At 65.4% G+C, this 26349-nt stretch carries 24 protein-coding genes; 17 read left to right on the forward strand and 7 right to left on the reverse strand.

Annotation, left to right across the window (positions count from 1 at the left end; genetic code table 11):
* Nucleotides 1-129: 129 nt before the first annotated feature.
* Nucleotides 130-1293 (reverse strand): porin, encoded by a 1164-nt coding sequence (locus P5W99_RS16075; RefSeq protein WP_421026176.1) that lies wholly within the window; start codon nt 1291-1293, stop codon nt 130-132.
* 504 nt (nt 1294-1797) lie between these two features.
* Between P5W99_RS16075 and mprF the strand changes: the two genes are divergently transcribed.
* From mprF to P5W99_RS16100, 5 genes are all read left to right on the forward strand, one after another.
* Complete coding sequence (gene mprF, locus P5W99_RS16080) at nt 1798-4410, forward strand: bifunctional lysylphosphatidylglycerol flippase/synthetase MprF (RefSeq protein ID WP_421026177.1); 2613 nt, start codon at nt 1798-1800, stop codon at nt 4408-4410.
* Nucleotides 4407-5795: a virulence factor family protein gene (locus tag P5W99_RS16085; protein ID WP_421026178.1), complete on the forward strand. Its 1389-nt coding sequence runs from the start codon at nt 4407-4409 to the stop codon at nt 5793-5795. The genes mprF and P5W99_RS16085 overlap by 4 nt, the downstream gene beginning before the upstream one ends.
* Nucleotides 5796-6166: 371 nt before the next feature.
* On the forward strand, nt 6167-7501 hold the full coding sequence (gene oxlT / locus P5W99_RS16090; protein ID WP_421026179.1) for an oxalate/formate MFS antiporter: 1335 nt from the start codon (nt 6167-6169) through the stop codon (nt 7499-7501).
* Between the two features lie 119 nt (nt 7502-7620).
* Nucleotides 7621-7905 (forward strand): type II toxin-antitoxin system RelE/ParE family toxin, encoded by a 285-nt coding sequence (locus P5W99_RS16095; RefSeq protein ID WP_421026180.1) that lies wholly within the window; start codon nt 7621-7623, stop codon nt 7903-7905.
* Nucleotides 7906-7919: 14 nt separating this feature from the next.
* A complete protein-coding gene (locus P5W99_RS16100) occupies nt 7920-8204 on the forward strand; it encodes a HigA family addiction module antitoxin (protein ID WP_421026181.1) in 285 nt (94 codons plus the stop codon).
* Between the two features lie 120 nt (nt 8205-8324).
* On the opposite strand, the gene ahpF is transcribed toward P5W99_RS16100, so the two are convergent.
* The 3 genes from ahpF to P5W99_RS16115 all read right to left on the reverse strand — a co-directional run bounded on the left by ahpF (nt 8325) and on the right by P5W99_RS16115 (nt 11903).
* Nucleotides 8325-9911: an alkyl hydroperoxide reductase subunit F gene (ahpF, locus tag P5W99_RS16105; protein ID WP_421026182.1), complete on the reverse strand. Its 1587-nt coding sequence runs from the start codon at nt 9909-9911 to the stop codon at nt 8325-8327.
* Between the two features lie 183 nt (nt 9912-10094).
* Nucleotides 10095-10658, reverse strand: coding sequence for an alkyl hydroperoxide reductase subunit C (gene ahpC / locus P5W99_RS16110; RefSeq protein ID WP_035527993.1), 564 nt, complete (start codon nt 10656-10658; stop codon nt 10095-10097).
* Between the two features lie 336 nt (nt 10659-10994).
* Nucleotides 10995-11903, reverse strand: coding sequence for a LysR family transcriptional regulator (locus tag P5W99_RS16115; protein ID WP_421026183.1), 909 nt, complete (start codon nt 11901-11903; stop codon nt 10995-10997).
* 116 nt (nt 11904-12019) lie between these two features.
* Between P5W99_RS16115 and P5W99_RS16120 the strand changes: the two genes are divergently transcribed.
* From P5W99_RS16120 to P5W99_RS16145, 6 genes are all read left to right on the forward strand, one after another.
* On the forward strand, nt 12020-12745 hold the full coding sequence (locus P5W99_RS16120; RefSeq protein ID WP_421026184.1) for a pirin family protein: 726 nt from the start codon (nt 12020-12022) through the stop codon (nt 12743-12745).
* Nucleotides 12746-12839: 94 nt separating this feature from the next.
* Nucleotides 12840-13253 (forward strand): DoxX family protein, encoded by a 414-nt coding sequence (locus P5W99_RS16125; protein ID WP_421026185.1) that lies wholly within the window; start codon nt 12840-12842, stop codon nt 13251-13253.
* 75 nt (nt 13254-13328) lie between these two features.
* Complete coding sequence (locus P5W99_RS16130) at nt 13329-14693, forward strand: aspartate aminotransferase family protein (protein WP_421026186.1); 1365 nt, start codon at nt 13329-13331, stop codon at nt 14691-14693.
* Between the two features lie 130 nt (nt 14694-14823).
* The gene (locus tag P5W99_RS16135; RefSeq protein WP_421026187.1) at nt 14824-15381 is read left to right on the forward strand and encodes an FUSC family protein; all 558 of its coding nucleotides are present in this window, start codon (nt 14824-14826) and stop codon (nt 15379-15381) included.
* Nucleotides 15382-15632: 251 nt separating this feature from the next.
* On the forward strand, nt 15633-15761 hold the full coding sequence (locus P5W99_RS16140) for a hypothetical protein (protein ID WP_421026188.1): 129 nt from the start codon (nt 15633-15635) through the stop codon (nt 15759-15761).
* A 36-nt stretch (nt 15762-15797) separates the two neighbouring features.
* Nucleotides 15798-16211 carry a rubredoxin gene (locus tag P5W99_RS16145; RefSeq protein ID WP_434663792.1) on the forward strand — a complete coding sequence of 138 codons (414 nt, stop codon included), beginning with the start codon at nt 15798-15800 and terminating at the stop codon, nt 16209-16211.
* A gap of 38 nt (nt 16212-16249) precedes the next feature.
* Here the strand turns inward: P5W99_RS16145 and P5W99_RS16150 are convergent, their stop codons facing one another.
* The gene (locus P5W99_RS16150; RefSeq protein WP_421026189.1) at nt 16250-17092 is read right to left on the reverse strand and encodes a helix-turn-helix transcriptional regulator; all 843 of its coding nucleotides are present in this window, start codon (nt 17090-17092) and stop codon (nt 16250-16252) included.
* Nucleotides 17093-17192: 100 nt separating this feature from the next.
* Here P5W99_RS16150 and P5W99_RS16155 point away from each other — a divergent pair, with 100 nt between their 5' ends.
* The 3 genes from P5W99_RS16155 to P5W99_RS16165 all read left to right on the forward strand — a co-directional run bounded on the left by P5W99_RS16155 (nt 17193) and on the right by P5W99_RS16165 (nt 20868).
* A complete protein-coding gene (locus P5W99_RS16155; protein ID WP_434663795.1) occupies nt 17193-18035 on the forward strand; it encodes a carbon-nitrogen hydrolase family protein in 843 nt (280 codons plus the stop codon).
* 138 nt (nt 18036-18173) lie between these two features.
* On the forward strand, nt 18174-19565 hold the full coding sequence (locus P5W99_RS16160; RefSeq protein ID WP_421026191.1) for an APC family permease: 1392 nt from the start codon (nt 18174-18176) through the stop codon (nt 19563-19565).
* 139 nt (nt 19566-19704) lie between these two features.
* Entirely contained in the window at nt 19705-20868 is a 1164-nt protein-coding gene (locus P5W99_RS16165) for a DUF2242 domain-containing protein (RefSeq protein ID WP_421026192.1), read from the forward strand.
* A gap of 67 nt (nt 20869-20935) precedes the next feature.
* Here P5W99_RS16165 and P5W99_RS16170 read toward each other — a convergent pair whose 3' ends face one another.
* Nucleotides 20936-21568, reverse strand: coding sequence for a LysE family translocator (locus P5W99_RS16170; RefSeq protein ID WP_434663799.1), 633 nt, complete (start codon nt 21566-21568; stop codon nt 20936-20938).
* A gap of 371 nt (nt 21569-21939) precedes the next feature.
* Between P5W99_RS16170 and P5W99_RS16175 the strand changes: the two genes are divergently transcribed.
* Nucleotides 21940-22422 carry an Lrp/AsnC family transcriptional regulator gene (locus P5W99_RS16175; RefSeq protein WP_213301033.1) on the forward strand — a complete coding sequence of 161 codons (483 nt, stop codon included), beginning with the start codon at nt 21940-21942 and terminating at the stop codon, nt 22420-22422.
* Between the two features lie 58 nt (nt 22423-22480).
* On the opposite strand, the gene P5W99_RS16180 is transcribed toward P5W99_RS16175, so the two are convergent.
* Nucleotides 22481-23197: a TetR/AcrR family transcriptional regulator gene (locus P5W99_RS16180; RefSeq protein ID WP_421026194.1), complete on the reverse strand. Its 717-nt coding sequence runs from the start codon at nt 23195-23197 to the stop codon at nt 22481-22483.
* A gap of 261 nt (nt 23198-23458) precedes the next feature.
* On the opposite strand from P5W99_RS16180, the gene P5W99_RS16185 reads away from it, so the two are divergent.
* On the forward strand, nt 23459-24724 hold the full coding sequence (locus P5W99_RS16185) for a Zn-dependent hydrolase (protein ID WP_421026195.1): 1266 nt from the start codon (nt 23459-23461) through the stop codon (nt 24722-24724).
* A 127-nt stretch (nt 24725-24851) separates the two neighbouring features.
* Complete coding sequence (locus tag P5W99_RS16190) at nt 24852-26261, forward strand: NAD(P)-dependent oxidoreductase (RefSeq protein WP_421026196.1); 1410 nt, start codon at nt 24852-24854, stop codon at nt 26259-26261.
* Nucleotides 26262-26349: the final 88 nt, after the last annotated feature.

A 26349-nucleotide genomic window follows, 5' to 3' on the forward strand; every position in this document is an offset into this window, starting at 1 on the left:
GTCCGGCGGGCGCCGGCGCCCGCCGCAGTATGGGTGGACGCCGCATCGAGCCCGCCGCAGCCACCCTGAAAAAAGGCCGGACGCGCCGCCCATGCAGCGCTCCCGACCTTCATCAAGCACCGTGACGCGTCAGAACTTGTGCCGCAGGCCCAGATTGAACATGGTCTGCGTCGCCGTGCCGTTATAGCCGTACGAGCCAATCGACGCCTCGGCTGGCATCGAGCCGCCCAGGCCGTCGCCCTGGTCGCCGCTTGCGTGCTGCCAGCCCGCCGTCATGTAGATGTCGGTGCGCTTAGAAAGGCTGTAATCCGCGCCGATCGACACCTGGTGGTAATTTGCGTTCGTGTCGCCATTGGCATGCGTATAGGCATAGCCGAGGCCGAGCAGGAGCACCGGTGTCAGGTGATAGTTCATGAAGCCCTGCCCCGTGTTGTACTTCTCGGTGCCGTGGAATACCGAGCTGCCGTCCGGCGCGTATTGCGCGTTGCTGTATCCGAGCCCGAAGGTGAATTGGCCGAGCGAGTATTGCGCCGCCGCGCGTGCAATGGAAAGCGAGTGAGCGCTCACATAGCCGCGGTTGATGGAACTGTCGAAGGTGCCGTCCGAGGTGCTGCTCCATCCGGTGGTCCGGATGCCGCTGCCCGCCTGGCTGTTGGCCGCGTAGAAGTAGCCACCCGCGAGCGAGACAGGTCCGCGGTTGTACGCCACCGCCGCCGAATACGATTGTTCGGCCCCCGTCGAGCCGGCGATGCCGCCGAACGAATACATGGCGGCGGCCTGCAGGCCGTTCCAGACTGGCGTGGTGTATTTGACGGCGTTGTTGACGCGGAAGCTGTTGTCATAGTTGTCGACGTCGCCGGGCGTCGCGAATACGGAACCCAGGTAGTTGTCCTCGGTGATGCCCTGAACAAGGTCGATCACCGGGTCATATTGGCGCCCGAGCGTGAGCGAGCCGTACTGCGCTGCCGTCAGGCCCACGTATGCCTGGCGGCCGAACAGGCGGCCGCCCTGGCCCAACGCCCCCGTCGACGGATTAAAGCCGCTCTCCAACTGAAAGATGGCTTTGAGGCCGCCGCCCAGATCCTCGGCGCCCTTGAGGCCCCAGCGCGAACCCGACAGATTGCCGTAGCTGCTGTTGCCGAGCGCCCAGAGATTCTTGTTGCCGTTGGCGTGATTGACGTAGGTAATGGACGTGTCGAGGGTGCCGTACAGCGTGACGCTGGTCTGCGCATGCGCGACGCCGGCGGCGCCGAGCGCGACGAACGAAAGCGAAGTCAGGGCGAGTCGTTTCACGTCTTTCTCCTGTCGGCCTGAGTATGTGCTGAAGCACTCACTCAGGCCCGATGCAACGCCGACGCAGTCGAACTTCCGCAGTCAAACAGCAGGTGACCGAATCAGACTACCTCCACCGACACCCGAAGTAAAAGAATTAAAAAGCGTGTCTCGAATTGGTCACAGTGGTTTCAGAAAGGACCCAATCCGGCCGTAAACATCATTGGGTTGCGAACGATACAATGCCCCGCTCCGCTCTTTGGATTATCCGGCCCTTTGAGACTTCCCTCGATGTTTCTCGGGCACGGGGTCAACCATCAGGTCGCTCCGCGCGTTTGTTTTTTTACCAGTCATTTACCAAACGTTTACGGTTTGGCTCGCCGTAAAGGCCAGCCCCACGGCCCCTTGCGCTGCCTGCCGCGGCAACGCGCAACCGCCGGACCCATCGACAAACACTATGCGATGCCGCCCTGAAGACGCCAACCACGGCGCCCGCGCGGCATCGGAGAATCGCCAGGTCAACCCATGTTTGAATCGCCCCCTTCGCGCATTGCGCGCCCCGCCGCCGTGGCGTTGCGCCGCCGCGCCCGCGCGTTGCGCCTGCAGCGCTTCGTGGCGCCGGCCTTCGCCATCGGCATCTGCGCGCTGCTGCTGCTGGTGTTTCAGCACCTCTCGCAGTCCGTCGACTACCGCTCGGTCATTCGCCAGCTCTGGCACCTGAGCCCGGCGCAATGGACCGGCGCGCTCGGCGCCACCGCCATCAGCTTCGTCGCGCTCGTGGGCCGCGACGCGGTCGGCCTGCGCTACCTCGGCGCGCGCGTCTCGCGCAGTGCGCTGTGGGTAGGCGCCATCGCCGGCTCGGCGCTCGGCAACGTAACGGGCTTCGGCGCGCTCACGGGCGGCGCCGTGCGCTGCCGCGTCTACGGCGGCGCGGGCGTCACGGCGGCGCAAGTCGGCCGCATGACGGTGTTCACGAGCGTCACGCTCGCGCTCGCCCTCGCGCTCATGAGCGCGCTCGGCATGGTCGGCGCCGCCGACACGCTCACGGGCCTGCTGCACCTCTCGCCCGAAGCGCTGCGCTGGATCGGCGGCGTGGTGCTCGCGCTCGGCGCGGGGCTCATCGCGGCCTGCCCCAGCGAGGCGCGCGAAGCCGCGCCGTTCAAGCGCGCCTGGCTGCGCTTCACCGTCCCCGCGCGGCGCGACCTCGTCGCACAGTTGCTGCTCGCAGCGCTTGACGTGGTCGGCGCGGGCCTCGCGCTGTGGTCGGTGATGCCGCACGCGCATATCGGCTTTGCCGACTTCCTCACCGTCTACAGCGTCGCCATGCTGCTCGGCCTGATCGGCCACACGCCCGGCGGCATCGGCGTGTTCGAGGCGGCGATGGTGTTCGCACTCGGCGAGAGCGTGCCGGGCCCCAAAGTGTTCGCTGCCTTGCTCGCCTATCGCGCGATCTATTTCGGCGCGCCGCTCGCGCTCTCGGCTGCGCTGCTCGCCGCGTTCGAAGGCCGCGCGCTCAAGAATCCGCTCAACACGGACTTCGCGAGGCGCGGCGTCCATGGCGTCTCGCAGCTCGCCCCGCTGTTCCTCGCCATCGTCACCTTCGTGACCGGCAGCATGCTCGTGATCTCGGGCGCCACGCCCGCGTTCACCAAGCGCATAGAACTCCTGCAGAATTTCATCCCGCTCTGGGTGCTCGAAAGCTCGCAACTGCTCGGCAGCCTGTTCGGCGTGCTGCTGCTGTTCGTCGCGCGCGGCCTGCTGCGCCGACTCGACGCCGCCTGGTGGCTCGCTCTCATGCTCGCGGTGGCCAACCTCGCGCTCTCGCTCACCAAGGGCCTCGCGTTCGTCGAAGCCGGCGTGCTGTGCGTGCTGATCGCGCTGTTGCTCACCACGCGCCGCCGCTTCAACCGTCATTCGTCGCTGTTCGCCGAACCCTTCACACCCGCGTGGCTCGCCTCGGTGGGCTGCGTGATCGCGCTCGCCGTGTGGGTGCTGTTCTTCGCCTTCCGCGATGTCGAGTATTCGCAGCATCTCTGGTGGCAATTCGCGTTCGACGAACGCGCGCCGCGCGCGCTGCGCGCGACCCTCGGCGCGGGCGTGTTCGCAGCGGCGCTCGCGTCGTGGCAACTACTGCGTCCGGCCGCGGGCCGCTTCGTGATTCCCGCGAGCGAGGATCTGGCCGAAGCCGCGCGCATCGTGCGCGCGCAGGAACGCAGCGACGCAGGCCTCGCGCTCATGGGCGACAAGAGCTTCCTGTTCTCGTCCTCGCGCAACGCGTTCCTCATGTATGCGAAGCGCGGGCGCACGTGGGCCGCGCTGCACGACCCGGTGGGCCCGCGCAATGAATGGCCCGCGCTGATTCGCGAGTTCGTCTCGCTCGCACACGCGCACGGCGGCCGCGCCGCGTTCTATCAGGTTCGCGCCGACGCCCTGCCGCTCTATCTCGACGCCGGCCTCACGCTGATGAAGCTCGGCGAGGAAGCGCGCGTGATGCTCCAGGAGTTCGATCTCAAGGGACCGCAGCGCGCCCATCTGCGCTATGCGCTCAAGCGCGGCGAACGCGACGGCTTTACGTTCGAGCACATCGATCCTGCGCGCATGAGCGACAGCCTGCCGGTGCTGCGCGCGATCTCCGACGCGTGGCTCGAGGAGCGCGACGTGCGCGAGAAGAGCTTCTCGGTGGCCGCCTTCGACGACGACTACCTCGCCGCGCAACACGTGCTGCTGGTGCGCCAGAACGGCGCGCCGCTCGCTTTCGTGACCTTCATGACGACCGACCTCAACACCGATGCGACGGTCGGCGTCATGCGCCATCTGCCGGGCGCGTCGCCTTACGCGATGGAGTATCTGTTCACGCAACTTTCGCTGCATCTGAAGGGCGCCGGCTATCAATCGCTGTCGCTCGGCATGGCGCCGCTCGCCGGCATGGGGCCGACGCCGCTCGCTTCGTCGTGGCACCGCCTCGCCGGGCTGATCTGGCGCTTCGGCGGCAAGTTCTATAACTTCCGGGGGCTGCGCGGCTTCAAGAACAAGTTCGCGCCGCGCTGGGAACCGCGTTATCTGGCTGCATCGGGCTCGATCAGCGTGTTCATCACCCTCGCGGATCTTTCGTTGCTGGCAGGAGGCTGGCGCTCATGAATTTTCGTACTTTCTCGCTGCCGCGCCTCGCGGGCGCTGCGGCGGGCGCCGCCGTGCTCGCGCTCTGCGCGGTTCAGGTCAACGCAACCGAAACAGGCGCGCCGTCACACCCCGTGCCCGCACGCGTCTCGGGCGGCCGCTACGGCGATGTCGCCGTGACCAAACCCACCGGCGCGATGCGCGGCTTTGCCGTGCTGTTCTCGGCGGGCAAGCACTGGAGCGCCGCCGACCAGACGCGCGCCGACGCCCTCGCGCAACACGGCGCGCTGGTCGTGGGCGTGGATACGGAGCGCTACGCAAGCAATCTCGCGGCGGTGAAGAACGAGACCTGCCACAAGCTCTATGGCGACGCCGAAGCGCTCAGTCATCAACTCGAACGCCAGCAGGCATCGAACCAGTACTTCGCGCCGATCGCGATCGGCAGCGGCCAGGGCGCGCTCGTCGCGCAACGCATGCTCTCGCAAGCACCCGCGAACACGATGGCGGGCGCGGTGTCGCTCGATCCCGCTGCGCAGCTCGACGCACGCTTCTCGCCCTGCCCCGCCGACGCTACGCTGTCGCGCGGCAACGGCCTGCCCGGCTTCTTCGAGCAAGGCGCAACGACCGTTGCTAATGCAACCAAATTGCCCGCAGAGACTGGCGCCACTCACCCGGCGCCGCACGCATTTGCCGCGAACCTCTCCGATGCCGACAAGCTCGTCGCGCTCACCGCACCGCATCTGCGCGTGCAGACGGAGAGCGAGGAAGACGTGTCGGATCTGCCGCTCGTCGAGCTGCCCGCCGCGCATCCGACCGACATGCTCGCAGTCGTGATTTCCGGCGACGGCGGCTGGCGCGATCTCGACAAAACCATTGCGGAAGCCCTGCAAAAACAGGGTATTTCGGTGATCGGCTGGGACGCGCTGCGTTACTTCTGGAGCGAGAAGAGCCCCGCACAAACGAGCCATGACCTCGCGCGCGTGCTCAACACCTACGCCGCGCGCTGGCATGCGAAGCACATCGCGCTGGTGGGCTATTCGTTCGGCGCGGACGTGATGCCGTTCGCCTACAACCGCCTGCCCGACGCTCTGCGCGCGAAGGTCTCGTACATGTCGCTGCTCGGCTTCGCGCCCGACGCCGATTTCCAGATCCGCGTGACGGGCTGGCTCGGCATGCCCGCGAGCGAGAAGGCGCTGCAGGTGCGCCCAGAACTCGCGAAGGTGCCGCCCGCGATCGTGCAATGCGTCTATGGCGCCGATGAAAAAGACACGTTGTGCCCGGCGCTCGCGAACACCGGCATCGAGCTTGTGAAGACGGGCGGCAGCCATCACTTCGATGGCGACTACAACGCCCTCGCGGCGAAGATCATCGCGGGGTGGAAGAAGGAGATTGCGGCGCGCGGGTGAGCTGCTCGCCCGCTCAAAGGCCTCAAACCTTTCACTCGCATCTGAATGAAAGGCTTTAGAAAAATTCTTCTTTCATTACAAAAAACTTTCATCTATAACGGCATCACATGTCGCGATCTCCACTATCTCGCACATGACTCAGCCCGCCAGGCCTTGTCCTGCGGGCTTTTTTTTGCTTTTTCGGCATCGATTTAAAGCTTCCAAAAAGCCTGCTCATCAATGTCCCACGTTAGTGGAAACACTGAGACTGCTTTCTCTTGACTCCGTTGATATATCACATATTGTGTAAACGACTGTCAGCAAAACGACAGCATACAAGGCCGCAACCAGACGCAAAAACGGCCTCGCGGAACATCAACAAGGAGACACTGATGGAGCATCGGCAAGGAGGGGCGTCGCGCTTTGCGTCGCCATGGGTTCAGCTCGTGTTCGGCGTAATCTGCATGGCGATGATCGCCAACATGCAGTACGGCTGGACGCTGTTCGTCAATCCGATCAACGAGAAGTACCACTGGGGACGCGCGGCGATTCAGGTCGCGTTCACGATCTTCGTCGTCACCGAAACCTGGCTCGTGCCGGTCGAAGGCTGGCTCGTCGACAAGTATGGCCCGCGCCCCGTGGTGGTCGGCGGCGGGCTGCTGTGCGCAATCGCCTGGGTGCTCAACTCGTTCGCCTCGTCGCTGCCCTTGCTCTATGTCGCGGCGGCCGTGGGCGGGCTTGGTGCGGGTGCCGTGTACGGCACTTGCGTCGGCAATGCGCTCAAGTGGTTCCCCAACCGGCGGGGGCTCGCGGCCGGCATCACGGCGGCGGGCTTCGGCGCAGGATCGGCAGCCACCGTCGTGCCCATCGCCAACATGATCAAGAGCAGCGGCTATGAGGCGACGTTCCTCTGGTTCGGTCTCGGTCAAGGGATCGTCGTGCTCGTGCTCGGCCTCGCGCTCGCGGCGCCGGCTTCGCATGGCGTCGCCGCCGCAAAGCGCGCCATCGGCGAAGCCGCGAAACACGCCGCGCAAGGTGTGAGCGCCGTCTATAACGCGAGGCCGCGCGAGGTGATCGCCTCGCCCATCTTCTGGGTGATGTACGCGATGTTCGTGATGATGGCCGCCGGCGGCCTGATGGCGACCGCGCAGCTCGGCCCGATCGCGAAGGACTTCGGCCTGCACGACGCGCCGGTCTCGCTGCTCGGCCTCACGCTGCCCGCGCTCACCTTCGCGCTCACCATCGACCGTGTGCTCAATGGCCTCACGCGGCCGTTCTTCGGCTGGGTCTCGGACCGCATCGGCCGCGAGAACACGATGTTCGTCGCGTTCGCCGTGGAGGCCGTCGGCATCGTGCTGCTCTCGCGCTACGGGCACAGCCCGGTTGCCTTCGTCGTGCTCACGGGTATCGTGTTCTTTGCGTGGGGCGAGATCTACAGTCTCTTCCCCGCCACCTGCGGCGACACCTTCGGCCCGAAGTTCGCGGCGACCAACGCCGGTCTGCTCTACACCGCGAAAGGCACCGCTGCGCTGCTCGTGCCGTTCTCCAGCGTGATCACCGCGGCTACCGGAAGCTGGCACGCCGTGTTCATGCTCGCCTCGGGCATGGCGGCGCTCTCCGCACTGCTGGCCGTGTTCGTGCTCAAGCCGCTGCGCAACGCGCATCGCCAGAAGCATGCTGATCCGGCAGTCGGGTTTTCGTATCGCAACTCGCTCGTGCAGGAATGAGTGACTGCGCAACGTGAGCGGGAGTGAGACGCCGCAATTTGTGGGTATCGCTTGACTTCAGGCAGATCTGGACAACCATAACGCCGCGCGTCATATGATGCGTGGCGTTATGCTTTCGCATGGCGATCCAAAACTTTGAAGACCGCGAAACTGCACTCATCTGGACTGGCGAGCGATCGAGGCGGCTGCCTGCTGAAATGCAGCAGATCGCACGCCGCAAGCTGCGCATGCTTCATGCGGCGCATGATCTTGCGGATTTGCTCATCCCGCCAGCGAACAGGCTTGAGCTGTTGAAGGGTGACCGAGCCGGACAGGACAGTATCCGCATCAACGATCAATGGCGCGTGTGCTTTCGTTGGAGCAATGGAAACGCATACGACGTCGAAATCGTCGACTACCATTAACCGAGGCGCAGACTATGAAAAAACTCGCGAACGTGCATCCCGGCGTCGTCCTCCAGGAAGAGTTTCTGACGCCCATGGGAATGAGCCAGAACGCAGTGGCCCGCGCCATGAGCGTTCCACCGCGCCGCATTAACGAGATCGTGCATGGTGAGCGCAGCGTCACTGCCGACACGGCGCTGCGGCTGTCCTTCGTTTTTGGCACGACGCCGCAGTTCTGGATGAGCTTGCAGACAGACTACGATCTCGAAGAGGCCGCGAAGCACGTGAAACTGACCGATTTGCAGCGTCTGGCCGCGTGAGCAGCCGTGTCCGCACGACAACGGCTCAACGGCTAGACGAAAGAAAACGCACGAAAAAACGCCGGCGATCTGAGTAGACGCCGGCGTTTTCCATGATGCTGCATGCCTTCGCAGGCAAATTTACGCAACCGCTTCTTCTTCCTGCTCCACCGACGAACGGATCAGATAGTCGAACGCACTCAGCGAGGCCTTCGCGCCCTCGCCCACGGCGATCACGATCTGCTTGAACGGCACCGTCGTCACGTCGCCGGCGGCGAACACGCCCGGCACCGAGGTCTGGCCCTTCGCGTCCACTTCGATCTCGCCATGCTTCGAAAGCGCCACCGTGCCCTTGAGGAATTCGGTGTTCGGCACGAGGCCGATCTGCACGAACACGCCTTCGAGTTCGACGCGATGCTTCTCGCCCGTGTTGCGGTCGAGATACGCGAGGCCGGTGACCTTCTGGCCATCGCCGCTAATCTCCGTGGTCTGCGCATTCACGTGCACGGTGACGTTCGGCAGGCTGCGCAGCTTGCGTTGCAGCACCTCGTCCGCACGCAGTTGTGCGCCGAATTCGAGCAGCGTCACATGGCTCACGATGCCCGCGAGGTCGATGGCCGCCTCGACGCCCGAATTGCCGCCGCCGATCACGGCCACGCGCTTGCCCTTGAAAAGCGGGCCGTCGCAGTGCGGGCAGTACGCCACGCCCTTGTTCTTGTACTCCTGCTCGCCAGGCACATCCACATTGCGCCAGCGCGCGCCCGTGGCGAGCACTACGCTCTTCGCACGCAGCCTCGCGCCGCTCGCGGTGCGCACTTCAAAGCCGTTGCCGACGGCGGTGAGCGCTTCGGCGCGCTGCAGGTTCATGATGTCGACGTCGTAGGCGCGCACGTGCTGCTCGAGCGCCACGGCGAACTTCGGCCCGTCGGTTTCCTGCACCGAGACGAAGTTCTCGATCGACATCGTGTCGAGCACCTGGCCGCCGAAGCGTTCGGCCAGCACGCCGGTGCGAATGCCCTTGCGCGCCGCGTAAATCGCGGCCGCTGCGCCAGCGGGGCCGCCGCCGACGATGAGCATGTCGAAAATATCTTTCTGGTTGAGCTTTTCTGCTGCACGCGCCGAGGCGCCAGTGTCGAGCTTCGCGAGAATCTCCTCGACGCCCATGCGGCCCTGGCCAAACACTTCGCCGTTCAGGTAGATGGTCGGCACGGCCATGATCTTGCGCTGCTCGACTTCGTCCTGGAACAGTGCGCCGTCGATCGTGGCGATCTGCACGTTCGGGTTGAGCGCGGCCATCGCGTTGATCGACTGCACGACTTCCGGGCAGTTCTGGCACGACAGCGACATATAGACTTCGAACGAGAACGCGCCGTCGAGCGCCTTCACCTGTTCGATCGTTTCGTTCTCGAGCTTGACCGGGTGGCCGCCCACCTGGAGCAGCGCCAGCACGAGCGACGTGAATTCATGGCCCATCGGAATGCCCGCGAACGTCACCTTGACGTCGGAGTTCGCGCGCTTGATCTCGAACGAAGGGGTACGCGCGTCGCCAATTGCGGCGCCACGGCGTTCTTCGTACGCGATGCGATCCGAAAGCGATGCGATGTCCTGCAGCAGTTGCTGCAGCTCTTGCGACTTCTCGCCGTCATCCAGGTACGCAACGATCTCGATCGACTGCGTGACTTTTTCGAGGTAGTTTTTGAGTTGATCTTTGAGGTTGGCGTCGAGCATGGCGTTTTTTTTCCTGCTGGAGAAGAAGCGTTGGAATGCTAACTAATGCCTCGCGATAACAAAGCCTTTTGAGCTTTGCAGCAAGGCTTCCGGGCCGCAAGCCGCGAGGGTACGGCCCGGTTGTGCAGCTCAGTGCGATTTTCAGCGTCATGCGGTCAGGGCGACCGCATCGAACATCGACGCTTAGATCTTGCCGACGAGGTCGAGCGACGGCTTGAGCGTTTCAGCGCCCGGCGTCCACTTGGCGGGGCACACTTCGCCCGGGTGAGCCGCAACGTACTGGGCAGCCTGAACCTTGCGCAGCAGTTCCTTGGCGTCACGGCCGATGCCGTTGTCATGGATTTCGCACAGCTTGATCTCGCCTTGCGGGTTGATCACGAACGTGCCGCGCAGTGCCAGGCCTTCTTCTTCGATCATCACGTCGAAGTTGCGCGTGAGCGCGCCGGTCGGGTCGCCGACGAGCGGGTACTTGATCTTGGCGATGGTTTCCGACGTGTCGTGCCATGCCTTGTGCGTGAAGTGCGTGTCGGTCGACACGCCGTAGATTTCAACGCCCAGCTTCTGGAATTCCGCGTACTGGTCGGCCAGATCGCCGAGTTCGGTCGGGCACACGAAAGTGAAGTCGGCCGGGTAGAACACGACCACGGACCACTTGCCCAGGAAGTTCTCTTCAGAGACCGGAACGAACTTGCCATTGTGGAATGCGGTGGCCTTGAACGGCTTGACTTGCGTGTTGATGAGAGACATCAGTTGTTTCCTCGCTCTGGGTTGGAAAGGGATGGACGTAGATTACGGGAATCACGGCCATTTGAAAAATTGATTACATTGATCGCCGGGATAAACCATGTCTATCGAGCCTCATAGAAAGCCCTGATTGGGCCTCCAAGCCCGCCAGCACGGCGTTCCACGCCCGCATCGAGGCAGCGTGAGCAACCCTCGGGGCGGTGAGCATACAACGAAATTGCGACATCCCACCTCATCTGCCCGATATACCGGGCAGTGCCGCCGGGGCGGCAATCTTCTAGATGCGGGCGCAACCGGCAAATCACAAGACCGGCGCGCCGAATCCCCGCGGATTGCGCATCAAAGCGCACCGCCGCGCGCAGTTGCCGCGCGAGCTGCCAGACGTTCGCGCAGAAATTGCGTAAATGCGCGGATGGTCACGGAAGCTTCGCGGTGCTGCGGATACAGCGCGTGCAGCGCGTTGGGCGGCGGCATGAACGCTTCGAGCACCTCCACCAGCAACCCCGCATCAACCGATCCTGCCACGATGAAGTCCGGCAGATAGCAAATGCCAAGGCCCGCCACCGCTGCATCGCGAATCACCTCGCCGTTGTTGGCCCGCAGCGGCCCGCGCACCTCGAACGGCGTGCGCACCCCGTCGATCATGAAGTCCCACGACGCGCGCCCCTGCTGCCCGTATGGCAGGCAGGCGTGCTGCGCGAGATCGGCGGGCGTTTGCGGCTCGCGGTGCCGGCGCCGGTAGCCGGGGCTGCAGCAGGCGATCATGCGCACGTCGATGAGCCTCTGGGCGATCAGCGTGGAATCGGAGAGCCTTCCGATGCGCAGCGCCATGTCGAAGCCCTCGCCGATCACGTCGACGCTGCGGTCGCTCAGGTCCATGTCGAAGTGCACGTCGGGATGCGCGCGCAGGAATTCGGCGACGAGCGGCGAGAGATGCGCCATGCCGAACGACATCGGCGCGCTCACCTTGAGCAGGCCGCGCGGCTCCGAGCGGCGCGCCGACATGGCCTGCTCCGTGTCGGCCACCTCGGCGAGGATGCGCTTCGCGCGCTCGTGGAACTCCTGGCCGAGGTCCGTCGCGGCCAGCTTGCGCGTATTGCGCACCAGCAGCCGCGCGCCGAGATCGGCTTCCAGCGCGGCCACGCGGCGGCTCACGAATTGCTTCGAGAGCCGCAGCCGGTTGGCCGCCGCCGTGAAGCTGCCCGCCTCCACGGCGCTGACAAAGATCCGCATGTCATCGAGTTGCATGGCGATTGTCCACTTCAATATGACAGTGAGTCGTATTTTACGACGCTCCGTATCGCATGGGTTGACCTAAACTGTCTCCATCGCAACCGAACATCGGAACCAACGGAGAAACGAACATGATCGAACTTCGCAAAGCAGACCAACGCGGCCGCGGCGAACATGGCTGGCTCAGCTCGCGCCACACGTTTTCGTTCGCGAACTACTACGACCCGAAGCAGATCGGCTTCTCGGACCTGCTCGTGATCAACGACGACCGCGTGGCCCCGGGGCGCGGCTTCGGCAAGCATCCGCACCGCGACATGGAAATCTTCTCGTACGTGCTGGAAGGGGGGCTGGAGCACAAGGACTCGATGGGCACCGGCTCGGTGATCGTCCCCGGCGACGTACAGCTGATGAGCGCGGGCACCGGCGTCGCGCATAGCGAGTTCAACCACTCGGCCGAACAGCCGGTGCACTTCCTGCAAATCTGGATTGCGCCGAACGTGAAGGGCGCGCAGCCGCGCTATCAGCAGAAGCACATTGCGGATGCGGAAAAGCGTGGCAAGCTGCGCCTGGTTCTCTCGCCGGACGGCGCTGCCGAGTCGCTGGAGCTGCGCCAGGACGCGCGGGTCTATGCGGGCCGCTTCGACGGCGCGCAGAGCGCAACGCTCGAGATCGGCGCGGACCGCTACGCCTATGTGCACGTGGCGCGCGGCAGCGTGAAGGTCAACGGCGTGGAGCTGGGCGAAGGCGACGGCGCGCGGATCCGCTCCGAGCGCGAGCTGACCTTCAGCGACGGACACGATGCCGAGGTGCTGGTGTTCGATCTGCGTAATATCGAGGTGTCGGAACTCTGGTCGTAATCAGTGCTAGCGCGGCCGCCGCCAGGCGGCGGGCCGCGCGGCCGACACGGGCAACAAAACAAACAACCCGCTTCAACGTCTTCGGAGAAATACAATGCGATACAACCTCTTCGGCCAGGGCAACGACCTCGCCCTGCTCGTCTCTCGCGTCCTGCTGACCTCGCTCTTCATCCTGTTCGGCTGGTCCAAGATCACCGGGTTTGCCGGCACCGTCGACTTCATGGCGCACGAAGGCGCGCCGATACCGATGCTCTCGGCCGTCATCGCGGTCGTCATGGAGCTCGTGGTGGGCATCCTGCTGCTCGTGGGCTTCTTCACGCGACCGCTGGCCGTGCTGCTGGCGATCTACACTGTCGCCACCGCGTTCATCGGCCATCACTTCTGGACCATGACCGGCATGGAGCAGATGGCGAACATGATCAACTTCTACAAGAACATGAGCATCGCGGGCGGCCTGATCGCACTCGCCGTGGCAGGTCCGGGGAAGTTCTCGATCGACAGGAAGTAAGGCGGGCGCGCCCGAATTTACTTCAGTGCGGGTGCATGCGAGGATCGGCGCGACTCCATCCTCGAGGAAGCATCCATGCAAGACCGCCAAGGCGTGAACCGGGAGCGCGCGCAGCGCATCCTGGCACGCGAGCGTGATGCCTTTGTCGCCGCGCGCCCGAAGTCGCAAGCCCTCTCCGTGCAAGCCGCGCAGCATCTGCTGTTCGGCGTGCCGCTGCACTGGATGAACGACTGGCCCACGCCGTTTTCGCTCTATGTGGATGCGGCGCGCGGCGCAGCCTTCACCGATGTGGACGGGCACCGCTACATCGACTTCTGCCTCGGCGACACGGGCGCGATGTTCGGCCACGCACCGCCCGCCGTCGCCAAGGCGCTCGCGCGCCAGGCGCAGCGCGGCTTCACCACCATGCTGCCCGGCGAAGACGCCGTAGCCGTGAGCACGGCGCTCGCGCGGCGCTTCGGCCTGCCGTACTGGCAGTTCGCCATGACCGCGAGCGACGCCAACCGCTTCGCACTGCGCTGGGCGCGCGCGGCCACCGGGCGCAACACGATCGTCGTGTTCAACGGCTGCTATCACGGCACCGTGGACGACGTCTTCGTCGACCTCGTCGATGGCCGGCCCACGCAGCGCGCGAGCCTGCTGGGCCAGGTGCACGACCTGCTGCCGCACACGCGCGTGGTGGAGTTCAACGACCTCGACGCGCTCGGGCGCGCGCTCGCCGATGACAAAGTGGCCTGCGTGCTGGCCGAGCCTGCCATGACCAACGTGGGCATGGTGCTGCCCGATCCCGGTTTCTGGCGCGACGCGCAAGCGCTCATGAAGCGCCACGGCACGCTGCTGCTGATCGACGAAACGCACACCATCAGCAGCGGGCCGCGCGGCTATGCGTGCGAGCACGGCATCGAGCCCGACCTCTTCGTGCTCGGCAAGCCCGTGGGTGGCGGCGTGCCGTGCGCGGTGTACGGCTTTTCCGCCGAACTCGCCGCGCGTGCGCAAAAAGCGAAGCTCGAAGCGCCGCCGGGCCACTCGGGAATCGGCACGACGCTCACGGCGAACGCGCTATCGATGAGCGCGATGCGCGCGACGCTCGACGAAGTCATGACCGACGCGGCCTATGCGCGGATGTTCGCGCTCGCCGAGCGCCTCGCACAGGGCCTCGCGGCAACGATCGCGCGCCATGCGCTGCCGTGGTGCGTGACGCGCGTGGGCGCGCGAAGCGAGTTCCAGTTCTGCGCCACCCCGCCGCGCAATGGCAGCGAGGCGCGCGCCGCGATGAATGACGAGCTCGAGCAAGTCATCCATCTGTATCTGCTCAACCGGGGCGTGCTCATCACGCCGTTTCACAACATGATGCTCGTGTGCCCCGATACCACCGAAGCCGATGTCGAGCGCCTGATCGGCGCATTCGATGCGTGCCTCGAGGAGCTGTACGCGTCGTAAAGAAGCGCGGCGTGCTGACCTTGCATGCGAAATTGATATCCTTGACGACCAGGCGGGCGCGCCGCGCGCCCAGCTCTCAGGGCCGCCTTCAAATTCGCTTTCAAATCGGCCTTCGAGCCGATCAAACCCGATGCACGATCCGCAAGAAAATCTCTTCGGCTATTTTTCCTCGCTGCAGCAATCCGCGCTGAGCGCGCTCAAACACCTGCCGCTCAAGAGCCGCGCCGCGCAAGGCATGCTCATGGCGCTGCGCGCCGTTTGCGGTGCAGGCCTCGCCTACAGCATCGGCCACGCGCTGCATACCGAGCAGGCGTTCTGGGCGGCGATCACCGCCATCGCCGTCACGCAGCACGATTACGCCGATACGCTCACGCAGTCGCGCGACCAGTTCATCGGCGCGATCTCCGGCGGCATTGTGGGCTTCGTGGCGGCCACGCTCGGGCCGGAGAACATGGCGGTGTATCTCGTGGCGGTGGCCGTGGTAATCGTTTCCTGCTGGTGCCTGCGCGTGAGCACCGCCGCGCGGCTTGGCGCCACCACCACCACCATCGTGCTCCTCGTACCCAGCCACGGCCCCGTGTGGGATGTCGCACTCTTTCGCGTGGCCGAGGTGGCGATCGGCATGGCTTGCGCCTTGCCCGTTTGCTGGGGGTTTTCGTATTTCGAGCGGCGCTGGCTGCATGCTTAGGCAACCCTCGCGAGAAAATCTCTCTCCGCACGCTTCGCAATATTCGGCGCAGGAGCGGCGATAATCAGGGCCGCCGTGCTCAATGCCAGTGCGGGCCGCACAGGTAGCCTCGGGGGGTGCGACCCGTGCGCGCGAATTGCGCGCAATCGTCCCCCCGGATGCGAAATCGTGCGAAACTTGCCGGCTGCGCCGATCCTGGCGCACCCAACGCCCAAGTCACGCACCCGCAACACCCAATCGCATCGCACGCCATGAACTCGAACCGTCAATCCGTCCCCGCCGCCACGACCGCACGCAAATCCATCTCGCTTTTGCAGATGCTCGCGCTGATCGCGTTCGGCGGCATCGCGGTCTCGCTCGTGCTCCAGCACTTCGCCTAAGCGCCGCACCGGACGCACGCTTCAAGGTTTTCGCTTATGTACAAGAAAGGCGTCGCCCTCGAAATCCAGTTCTCACCCGAGCGCCTGAACGATGGCGCAGGCGATCCCTACTGGATCGATCTCACCGCCGCGGAAGCCGCCGCGCTGCTCGACACGCTGCAAGCAAAGCTGGCCGCGCGCGAAGCCACTTCGGCGCCGCTCGTCGTGGCGCTCGACGCGCCGCGCGAGCCTCGAGCGGATGCCGCCACCGCAAGCGCGGCACACGCTACTCGGTCCGATCAAGCCTTAAAGCAATGGGTCTGCGTGATCTGCGGCTGGGTGTACGACGAAGCCGCCGGCGCCCCCGACGACGGCCTCGCCCCCGGCACGCGCTGGACCGACGTGCCCGACGACTGGCGCTGCCCGCTGTGCGATGTGGGCAAGGAAGATTTCGCGCTGGTCGAGTTCTGAGGAACCCGCCATGTGTGAGCGTTCATGCGCTCACACTGCTATCCGCCTTCACGTCCCAGCGGCTCGTAGAACAGCGCAAATAGTTCAGACTGCGAACTAACGCCGAGCTTCGCGTAAATATGTTTCTTGTGCGCACGCACGGTCTCGAACGAGATGTCGAGCCGCTCGGCAATCGCGCGCGTCGAAAATCCCGAAAGACTCTGGCGCACCACTTCGATCTCGCGCGCCGTGAGCGGCGTGCGGCCGCTTTGTCGCGCCACCGCTTCGAAGCGGCTCGCGTAATCCGTGTTGCCTGCCGCCGTCGTCTCGGCGCGCGGCGCGCCTGCATCCGCCTCAGCCGGCTCGGGCATCGAGAACGTCTCATAAGGCAGCCGCTGCCGCATCAACGCCATCACCCACGGCGCAAACATCGCGAACATCGCAATATCGCGCTCGGTGTAATGGCGCGTTGCGCCCAGCGAGAAAATCAGCGTGCGGCGCGCATCGAGCGGGTGATTGAACTGCACTTCGTCGCCGATGATGTTGCTCCTGAAATAGCGCTGGTAGTAGTCCGTCATGCGGAAGTTATCAGGCGCGACTTCGGCAAGCGTGACGAGCCCCGCGCGCGGCTTTTCGCAGGCGTGGATATAGAAGGGATCGAGCTGGTACATGCCCTCCAGATACGCGCGGAACAAGAGATCCACGGTGCCGTCGGGCATCGGCGACTCGGCGCAGACGAGCGGTGCGCGATCGCGCATGAAGACGAGCGCGACCCAGTTGTCGAAAGCGACGAACCGCTCGATCACGCGCGTCATGCGGGTCCAGAATTCGGGACCGTCGAGGGCGTCGATGAGCGTCGCGATATGGTGATGGAACGCGCGATCTTGCCAGTCGAGTTCCATGGTTCCTCCGGTCAGGGTACCCCTGCAGGGTGATTTCCGAGCAAAAATAACGTGGTGATAATAGCCGCTCATTACGCTCGCGCGGCACAAGGAGACAGGCATGCAACTCGAACTCGCACAAATTCCCCTCGTTGACGGCGTCGTCGCGCCCAATCTGGCGCGCACGCTCGATGCGATCGGCAAGCGCCGTGCGGGTACCGACCTGATGGTGTTCCCCGAAGCCACGCTCACCGGCTTTCCCACCCGCGAGCGCGTGCGCGACGTGGCCGAGACGCTCTCCGGCCCCTCGCTTTGCGCCGTGCGCGACGCCGCGCGCAACGCCCAGGTGGCGGTGGCCGTGGGTCTTGCTGAGCGTGACAGCAGCGACAACGAGCGCTTCTACAACACCACCGTCCTGATCGACGAACGCGGCGAAATCGCGCTGCGTTATCGCAAGACCCACCTGTGGGCCACCGACGTCGGCGTCTTCACGCCCGGCGACCGTTTCGAGGTCTGCGAATTCAAGGGCATGACCGTGGGCCTGCTGATCTGCTACGACATCGAGTTTCCGGAACCCGCGCGCGCGCTCGGCGTGCTCGGCGCGGAAATGCTGATCGTCACCAACGGCAACATGGATCCGTTCGGCCCGGTGCACCGCCGCGCCATTGTCGCGCGTGCGATGGAAAACCAGGCATTCGCGGCGCTCGTGAACCGCACCGGCGACGGCGACGACAACCTCACGTTCCCCGGCGAATCGGCGCTCATCAGCCCGTTCGGCGACGTGCTGGCCGAACTCGAGAGCGACGACGCGGTCCTGCCCGTGACCGTGGACCGCGCGCTGCTCGCGCAAAGCCGCGAGCATTACAGCTATCTGCACGATGCGCGCGTCGCGCTGAATCTCGCCGATGAAAACAACGCGCAGGGCCGCCGCTCGCTCAACATCCGCGCCCGCACGAGCCGCTGAGCGCGCAGCGCCAGCGGCCAGCGCAGCCGACAACCCACCAGCAAACGATCGAAGCCACGCAGCGTGCGCTGCCCCGCCGGGGCGGCACGCACGCTCGCGCGCGGACTACACCCGCAGCACTCAGGAGACACCTGCATCATGAAGCCTTCCGCAACGCCGGCTGAACACGGCACCCACGGCACGAACGGCGCAAGCGTGGCAAGCCACGCGCGCGAACCGCATCTCAAGCGCACGCTCGGCCTGCCCTCCGTGCTCCTGTTCGGCCTCGCCTACATGGCGCCGCTGATCGTCTACGGCACTTATGGCGTGCTCGCGGGCGCGAGCCAGGACACTGCCGCGCTCGCCTATCTCATCGCGCTCATCGCGATCGTGTTCACGGCGCTCAGCTATGGCAAGCTCGCGCGCCTGTTCCCGGTGGCCGGCTCCGCCTACACCTACACGCGCAAGAGCTTCAATGCGCACATGGGCTTCATGATTGGCTGGGCCACCCTGCTCGACTACTTCTTCTTGCCGATGGTGATCTGGCTGATCGGCGCGGCCTACCTGGGCGCTGCGTTTCCGCACGTGAGCGCGTGGATCTGGATCGTCGCGTTCATCGTGCTCACGAGCGGCCTGAACATCATCGGCATCGAACTCGCGGCGCGCTTCAACATCGTGCTGATGATCGTGCAGCTCGGCATTGCCGCCATCTTCGTCGTGCTGTGCCTGCACTACGCGGCGGCCGCGGCCGGCCCCGGCGGCCTGCTCGCCGCGCAGCCGTTCTTCCAGCCGCACGTGCCGCTTTCGGCCACGATGGCTGGCGCGGCCATCGCCGCGTATTCGTATCTCGGCTTCGACGCCGTCTCCACGCTCACAGAAGAAACCATCGAGCCGGAAAAGAACATTCCGCGCGCCATCGTGCTGATCGCGCTGCTGGGCGGCGCGATCTTCGTGATCGCCGCGTACACGTTGCAGCTCGCACATCCGGGCGCCGTGTTCAAGGACCCCGATTCGGCTGCGTTCGAAATCGCGCGCAAAGTAGGCGGTGACATTTTCGTGACGATCTTCCTCGCCGGCCTGATCCTCGCGCAGTTCGCCTCGGGCATCTCGGCGCAGGCGAGCGTGGGACGCCTGCTCTACGCAATGGGCCGCGACGAAGTGCTGCCCAAGTCGATCTTCGGCTTCATCCACCCGCGCTTTCGCACGCCCGCCATCAACATCGCGATTGCCGGCGCGATCGGCCTGATCGCGCTGAAGCTCGACGTGGCCACGTCCACTTCGTTCATCAACTTCGGCGCGTTCCTTGCGTTCACCTCGGTGAACCTGTGCGTGATCCGTCAATACCTGGGCGGCGCCGCCGGCACGCGCGGCTTCGGTTTCCTGGGTGGCCTGGTGTTCCCGCTGATCGGCGCGATCACCGATATCTGGCTGCTGTGCAGCCTCGAGAAAACCGCCATCGCGCTCGGCGTGATCTGGTTCGTGCTCGGCCTTGCGTATCTCGGCTGGATCACGCGGTGCTTGCGCCGCGCGCCGCCGGAAATGGCCGTGTAAGCGCGCGCATCGCGCCATATCGATACGGGCTTCGCTGCGCGCGACAGCCCGTTTTTTGTTTTTGGGGCCGAGTGCGATCGCGATTGCGGGGTCGGGGTCAAACAGCCGCTTCAGTCACGCGGACCCGAACCGCACTACAATGCATGCCGTTCTCTCGTTTGCCGGCGCGCTCGCCGCCTCGTTCGTACGCACCATGCCCCGTATTTCAAAAGTCGTTCCGTTTCTGCTGATTCCGCTTGCTGCCGCCCTCAGTGCATGCTCGTCGCCCACACCGGCGTTTCGGGATGACCAACTGCTGAGCAGCGCTCCGAGCCCGTTCTCGCACGGCTTCAACTATGCCAGCAGCGATGCCTGCGAGGCATCGCGCCGCGCGCTGCTGAGCCAGGGCTACATGACGACGATGACGCGCAACGACACCGTCGACGCCACCAAGAATTTCCAGCCGTCCGTCGACCAGCACATCGTCGTGGAGGTGCACGTGGTGTGCACGCCGGCCGACGCCACGAACACTAGCATGCTGTACGTCAACGCCGTGCAGAACGGCTATGCGCTCAAGAAGAGCGCGACCTCGGCGAGCGTGGGGTTGTCGATTCTCGGGTCGGTCTCGCTGCCGATCCACTCGAACAGCGACGAAATGGTCAAGGTCTCGAGCGAGACGGTTCAGTCGACCGAGTTCTACAAGCGCTTCTTCGGTCTCGTGGGGCGCTATCTGGGCGGCGTCGCGCGCAGCGAGCCGGTGCCGGGCGGCAATATCAAGGCTACGCCGCTGCAACTCGAGCCCGATACAACGATGGTGAACATGGCAGCGCCGGGCGCTTCGACCGCGCCAGCGGCGGCGGCTGCCGCTGCAGCGGCAGCCGCGGTGACTGGCGCGACCGTGCTGCATACCTCCGTGTCGAGCCCGACGCCGGCAACGAGCGCAATGCCCGTGCAAGCAACCACGCACGCGGCCGCGCCCATCGCCGCCGCAAGCGGTGTGCATGCGGTCTTCCCGGCATCGCCCGCATCGGAGGCGACGCTGCTCACACCGGTGCTGCCGGCGGCGGCATCGGCTCCTGCTGGGTCGGCGGCGTCGGCTCCGGCAGCACCGGCCGCCGCAGCGACAAGCACGGCTGCCATGCCTGCCTCGGCGGCTTCGGCAACGCCGGCGCAAACAGCCGCACAGCCCGCAGCGGCATCGGCTGCCGCGGCACCGGCGCCCGCCCGCGGTGCTCAAAGCGCGGCAGCGGCCTCGTCAGCGGCGATCAGCTCCGCCAGCGCTCCGGTTTCCGGCTCGGCTCCAACCGCAGCCAGGGCGCCCTGAGCGGCCCGATCCGCACGCCTCCCCGGCGTCCGGACGCAGCGCCCGAATCCCACCGCCATATGCGCGTCTAGCGCAAGCCCGCCATCACCGCGCCCATGCCCACCAGCAGGCTGCCCATCAAACGGTTAACCACGCGCAGCCGCCGGGGCCGTTGCAGCACGTGGCGCAGGCGGTGCGAAAACAGCGCCATCGACGCCACCCCACCCGCGAACAGCAACGCGAACGTCGCCGCCAGCACGAGGTACTGTCGGTTCGCGCTCCACGACGCATCCGCGCTGATGAACTGCGGGAAAAACGACGGAAAGAACAGCAAGGTCTTGGGATTGAGCCCCGAGGTAGCAAACCCGCGCCAGAACAGACCGCGCCGGGCAGTGAGCGCCGACTCCGCTGGCTCCGCGCCAGACTCGCCGCCGAGCGTACGGCTGCGCCATTGCTTGCAGCCGAGCCAGACGAGGTAAGCCGCGCCGGCCCAGCGCAGCACGGTAAGTGAATGCTCACTAATGAGCAGCAGCGAATTCAGGCAAAGCGCCGTGAAGACGAGTTGCAACAGCACCGCGAGCGTGCCGCCCCAGACGCAAGGCAGCGCGCGACGCCAGCCGGCATGGAGCGCGTGGCTCATCGTGAGCACGTTGACGGGACCGGGGGTGTAGACGAGGACCAGCGCGGCGGCGAGAAACGACAAATACAACTGGGGCGACATTTCTGGAGTTCTGGGTTGGCGTAATGAAGGGGGCGAAACGAAAGCGGGCAACAAAAAACCGCGCAACAGCGCGGTTTCAAATGCCATCTGCCCGATCGAACCTTGCTGGCCGCGTGATGAACGCGTACAACGCCCGATGGCCGCCGCTGGGTGCACGGAAAACCGGCTCTGACGGTCCACCGCGGCTTGTGGCTGCGGCGGCGCACCTCAACGCGGGGAGGTGGCCGCGTGGGTCGTGCCGGGCAAGAAGGCATGGAGAAAATATACCGGCAATGACCCTGTAAAGGCTTCCTGTTTTCAGGCAAAAATCGCTCATTTACGGAATATCATTCCGCTAAAATTGCAACTTTCTGTAGATAATTCCATCCATCATGAGCCCCCGCGAACGCCCGTCCAAACCGCTCGACAACCAGGACCGCAAGATCCTGCGCGCGCTACAGCAGAACGCCCGCCTCTCCAACGCCGAACTCGCGGAACAAGTAGGCATGTCGACCACGGCGTGCTGGAACCGCACGCGCCAACTCGAAGCCGACGGCTACATCGACGGCTATGTCGCGCTCGTGAACCAGCGCAAGCTCGGTTTCGCCGACATCGTGATTCTCGAAGTCACGCTCGACCGCCACGAGGACGACGCGCTCGCGCGCTTCGGCGCAGAGCTCGCGGCGCTGCCCGAAGTGCTGGAGGCGTATCTCGTCTCCGGCGAATACGACTACTGGATCAAGGTGGCCGTGGATGGTACGGCGGGCTACGAGCGCTTCCTGCGCGAAAAGCTCTATCGCATTTCGAGCATCCGCCACAGCCGCTCGATGTTCGCGCTGCGCTGCATGAAGGACGTGGCGTCGATGCAGGTGTGAGCTTCCTCAGCGCATCACGCCAGTTAGTTCGTCATCCGTATCAAATGCGCGGAGCAGTTCACGCTCCTGGCGAGCGCGCCCCGCTCGCGCGCAAGATCATCTTCACGACTTCTTCAGTGGTGGCCTCGAAGCTCGCGGCCGATAACGCGCGCTTGCCCGCGAGCGCGCGAATCTGAGCCTCGAAATCGGCGTAATGCTGCGTGGTCGCCCAGATCATGAAGAGCAGCGTCTTGGGGTCCAGCGGCGCGAGCAGTCCTTCGTCGATCCAGCGCTCGATCAGTTGCACGCGCGACTCCATCCACGGCTTCACGCGCTTGAGCAGAATGTCCTGCATGTGCGTGGCCCCGCTGATGATCTCGTTGGCCCACACTTTCGAGCCCAGCGGCCGGCGCCGCGAGAGCGCCATCTTCGCGCGCACATAGCCGCCGATGGCGACCACCGGGTCGTCGCTTGCGTCGAAGGTGTCGGCGGCGGCGTTCCACTCTTCGAACACGTCGTCGAGCACGCGCCAATAGAGTGCGAGCTTGGTGGGAAAGTAGTAGTGCAGATTCGCCTTCGGCAGGCCGGCGCGCTCGGCAATCAGCGCCGTGCTCGCGCCCTCGAAGCCCCGCTCCGCGAAAACCGCCTCCGCGCAAGCCAGCAGATGCGTTTCATTGGAGGCGCGAATCGACGCCTTGCGGCGCGGCTTGTGCGCCGCGTCAGCGTCGTCGCGCGCGCCCGCACTCGTGCGCACTGCAAGATTCGCGGCTGGCGTGTTCGGGTCGTCGTCGCGCATGGGGTTCGGTCCGCTCAAGGGTGGAAAAGCGTCGCGCGCATCATCCGCCGCGCAACGCCGGTTTCATTGTAGTCACGGCATCGGCGCGACGTGCATAGATGCATGGCAAACCTTCGGGTAAACCTGCCCGTCGCCCGTGTGCTTTCATGCACCGCAACATCGATGGCATGCTTTTCGCTCGTAACACCGCATTGAATTCCTGAAGTTTATCGCCTACAACCTGTCCAATCGGACAGGATTCAGCAAACGAGGAGAGCACGCATGAACACCGTAAGCGAAGCCGCGCTGACCACCGCGATTCATGTGAACGGCCAGCGCCTCTGGGACAGCCTCATGGAGATGGCGAAGATCGGCGCGACCGCGAAAGGCGGCGTCTGCCGCCTCGCCCTCACCGATCTCGACAAAGCCGGCCGCGACCTCATCGTGAAGTGGGCGAAGGAAGCGGGCTGCACCGTGAGCGTCGATCAGATGGGCAATGTCTTCATGCGCCGCGCGGGACGCAACAACGACCTGCCGCCGGTGATGACCGGCTCGCACGCCGACTCGCAGCCTACGGGCGGTCGCTTCGACGGCATCTATGGCGTGCTCGGCGGGCTGGAGGTGATCCGCTCGCTCAACGACCACGGCATTCAGACCGAGCACCCCATCGAAACGGTGATCTGGACCAACGAGGAAGGCTCGCGTTTCGCCCCCGCGATGGTGGCGTCCGGCGTGTTCGCGGGCGTGTTCACGCTCGATTACGGCCTCTCGCGCAAGGACGTGGACGGCAAGACCATCGGCGAGGAATTGCAGCGCATCGGCTATGCGGGCGACCTGCCGTGCGGCGGGCGCAAGATTCACGCGGCGTTCGAGTTGCATATCGAGCAAGGGCCGATACTCGAGGCGGAGAACAAGACCATCGGCGTGGTGACCGACGCGCAGGGCCAGCGCTGGTACGAAGTCGTGCTCACGGGCCAGGAAGCGCATGCGGGCCCCACGCCCATGCCGCGCCGCCGCGACGCGCTGCTCGGCGCTTCGCGCGTGGTGCAGCTCGTGAACGAAATCGGCCTGCGCCATGCACCACTTGCGTGCGCGACGGTCGGCATGATGCAGGTGCATCCGAACTCGCGCAACGTGATTCCGGGGCGGGTGTTCTTCACCATCGACTTTCGCCATCCACAGGATGAAGTGCTCGCGAAAATGGACGCCGAGTTGCGCGAAGGCATCGCGAAGATCGCGCAGCAAGGCAAGCTCGAAGCTCAAGTCGAGCAGATTTTCTATTACGCGCCGGTGCCGTTCGATGCGAACTGCGTGAAGTCCGTGCGCGCGGCGGCGGAACGCTTCGGCTATTCGAACCGCAATATCGTCTCGGGCGCGGGCCACGACGCGTGCTATCTCGCAACGGTCGCACCGACTTCGATGGTGTTCGTGCCGTGCATCGACGGCATCAGCCATAACGAGGTCGAGGACGCGACGCAGGAGTGGATCGAGGCGGGCGCGAACGTGCTGCTGCATGCGATGCTCGAACGCGCGTCAGAGCCGGGTTGATCGCACACGAATCGAAACAGGCGGCCTCGAGCGCCGCGTAGCAATTCCAGCATTTCCCCCGCGTCCCGGCTACGCCGCTGCGTGCGCAGCCGGCGGGCCCGTGTTTTGCCTCGCAAGGAGCATCCGGATGTCCCATTCGAACTCGCGTGCCACCGCACCTACTCCGCAAGGCGTTGCTGCCGGACGCCTCGGCGCCGAGGCGCTCGGCTGCAATTTCGCCGATGTCGCCCCGCCCCTCTCCGCCGATGCCGCCGTCATTGCCGCCGACCGCTGCCACTACTGCTACGACGCGCCCTGCATCGCCGCCTGCCCCACCGGCATCGACATTCCGGGCTTCATCCGCAAGATCGGCAACGGCAACCTCAAGGGCGCGGCGCGCGACATCCTGAGCGCCAACCCGCTCGGCGGCATGTGCTCGCGCGTGTGCCCCACCGAGATCCTGTGCGAGGGCGCCTGCGTGCGAAATCATCAGGATGGCGAACCAGTCCGGATCGGCGCGCTGCAGCGCCATGCCACCGACTTCCAGATGGCACGCGAGGCCGAGGGCGCCGCGCCGCTCTTCAAGCGCACGAGTGAGACGGGGCGGCGCGTGGCCGTGGTCGGCGCGGGTCCCGCCGGGCTCGCATGCGCGCATGGGCTCGCGCTGGCCGGGCATGCCGTGACCGTGTTCGACGCGCGCGAGAAACCCGGCGGGCTCAACGAATATGGCATCGCCGCGTATAAGACCGTCGACGATTTCGCCCAGCGCGAGGTCCAGTGGCTGCTCTCCATCGGCGGGATCGTGATCGAAACGGGCAAGCGGCTGGGCCGCGATTTCGCGCTCGACGCGCTGCGCGAAGCGTTCGATGCGGTGTTCATCGGCATCGGTTTGGGCGGCACGCAGGCGCTGCGCATCGAAGGCGAAGCGCTCGAAGGCGTGCTTGACGCCGTCGAGTTCATCGCCGAACTGCGCCAGGCGCGCGATCTGGCCACCGTGCCCACCGGCCGCCGCGTCGTGGTGATCGGCGGCGGCAACACCGCCATCGACGCCGCCGTGCAAAGCCGCAAGCTCGGCGCGGAGCACGTCACCCTCGCCTACCGGCGTGGCGGCGCGCACATGAGCGCCACGTGGGCCGAGCAGGAATTCGCACGTAACGAGGGCGTCACGATCGTCGAGTGGCGCAAGCCGTTGCGGATTTTGGGCAGCGGCGTGGGCGCGGGCCGTGTCGAAGCGGTCGAGTTCGAACGCACGGCGCTCGACCCGAACGGCGTGCTCCGGGGCACCGGCGAAATCGAGCGCATCGAGGCCGACGTGGTGCTCAAGGCGATCGGCCAAAAGCTGCTGCCGGCAGGGCTCGAAGCACTGCAGTTGACCGAGGGCGGCGTGCGCATCGCCGTGGATGCCGATGGCGCGACCTCGCTCGAAGGCGTCTGGGCCGGCGGCGACTGCGCGGGCCACGGCGCGACCGATCTCACCGTGCAGGCGGTGCAGGACGGCAAGCTCGCCGCGCGTGCGATCGACCGCTACCTCGCTGCACAGGCCACGAAAGCGGCCTGAGCGGCAGCACTACACGTACCCCGACAAAAACGAACCATCCCATCAGCTTTGCATGGGATCGGAGCAAGTGCTGAAGCACTAACTCCGA

The sequence above is a fragment of the Paraburkholderia sp. A3BS-1L genome (assembly GCF_051125215.1).
GTDB lineage: Bacteria > Pseudomonadota > Gammaproteobacteria > Burkholderiales > Burkholderiaceae > Paraburkholderia.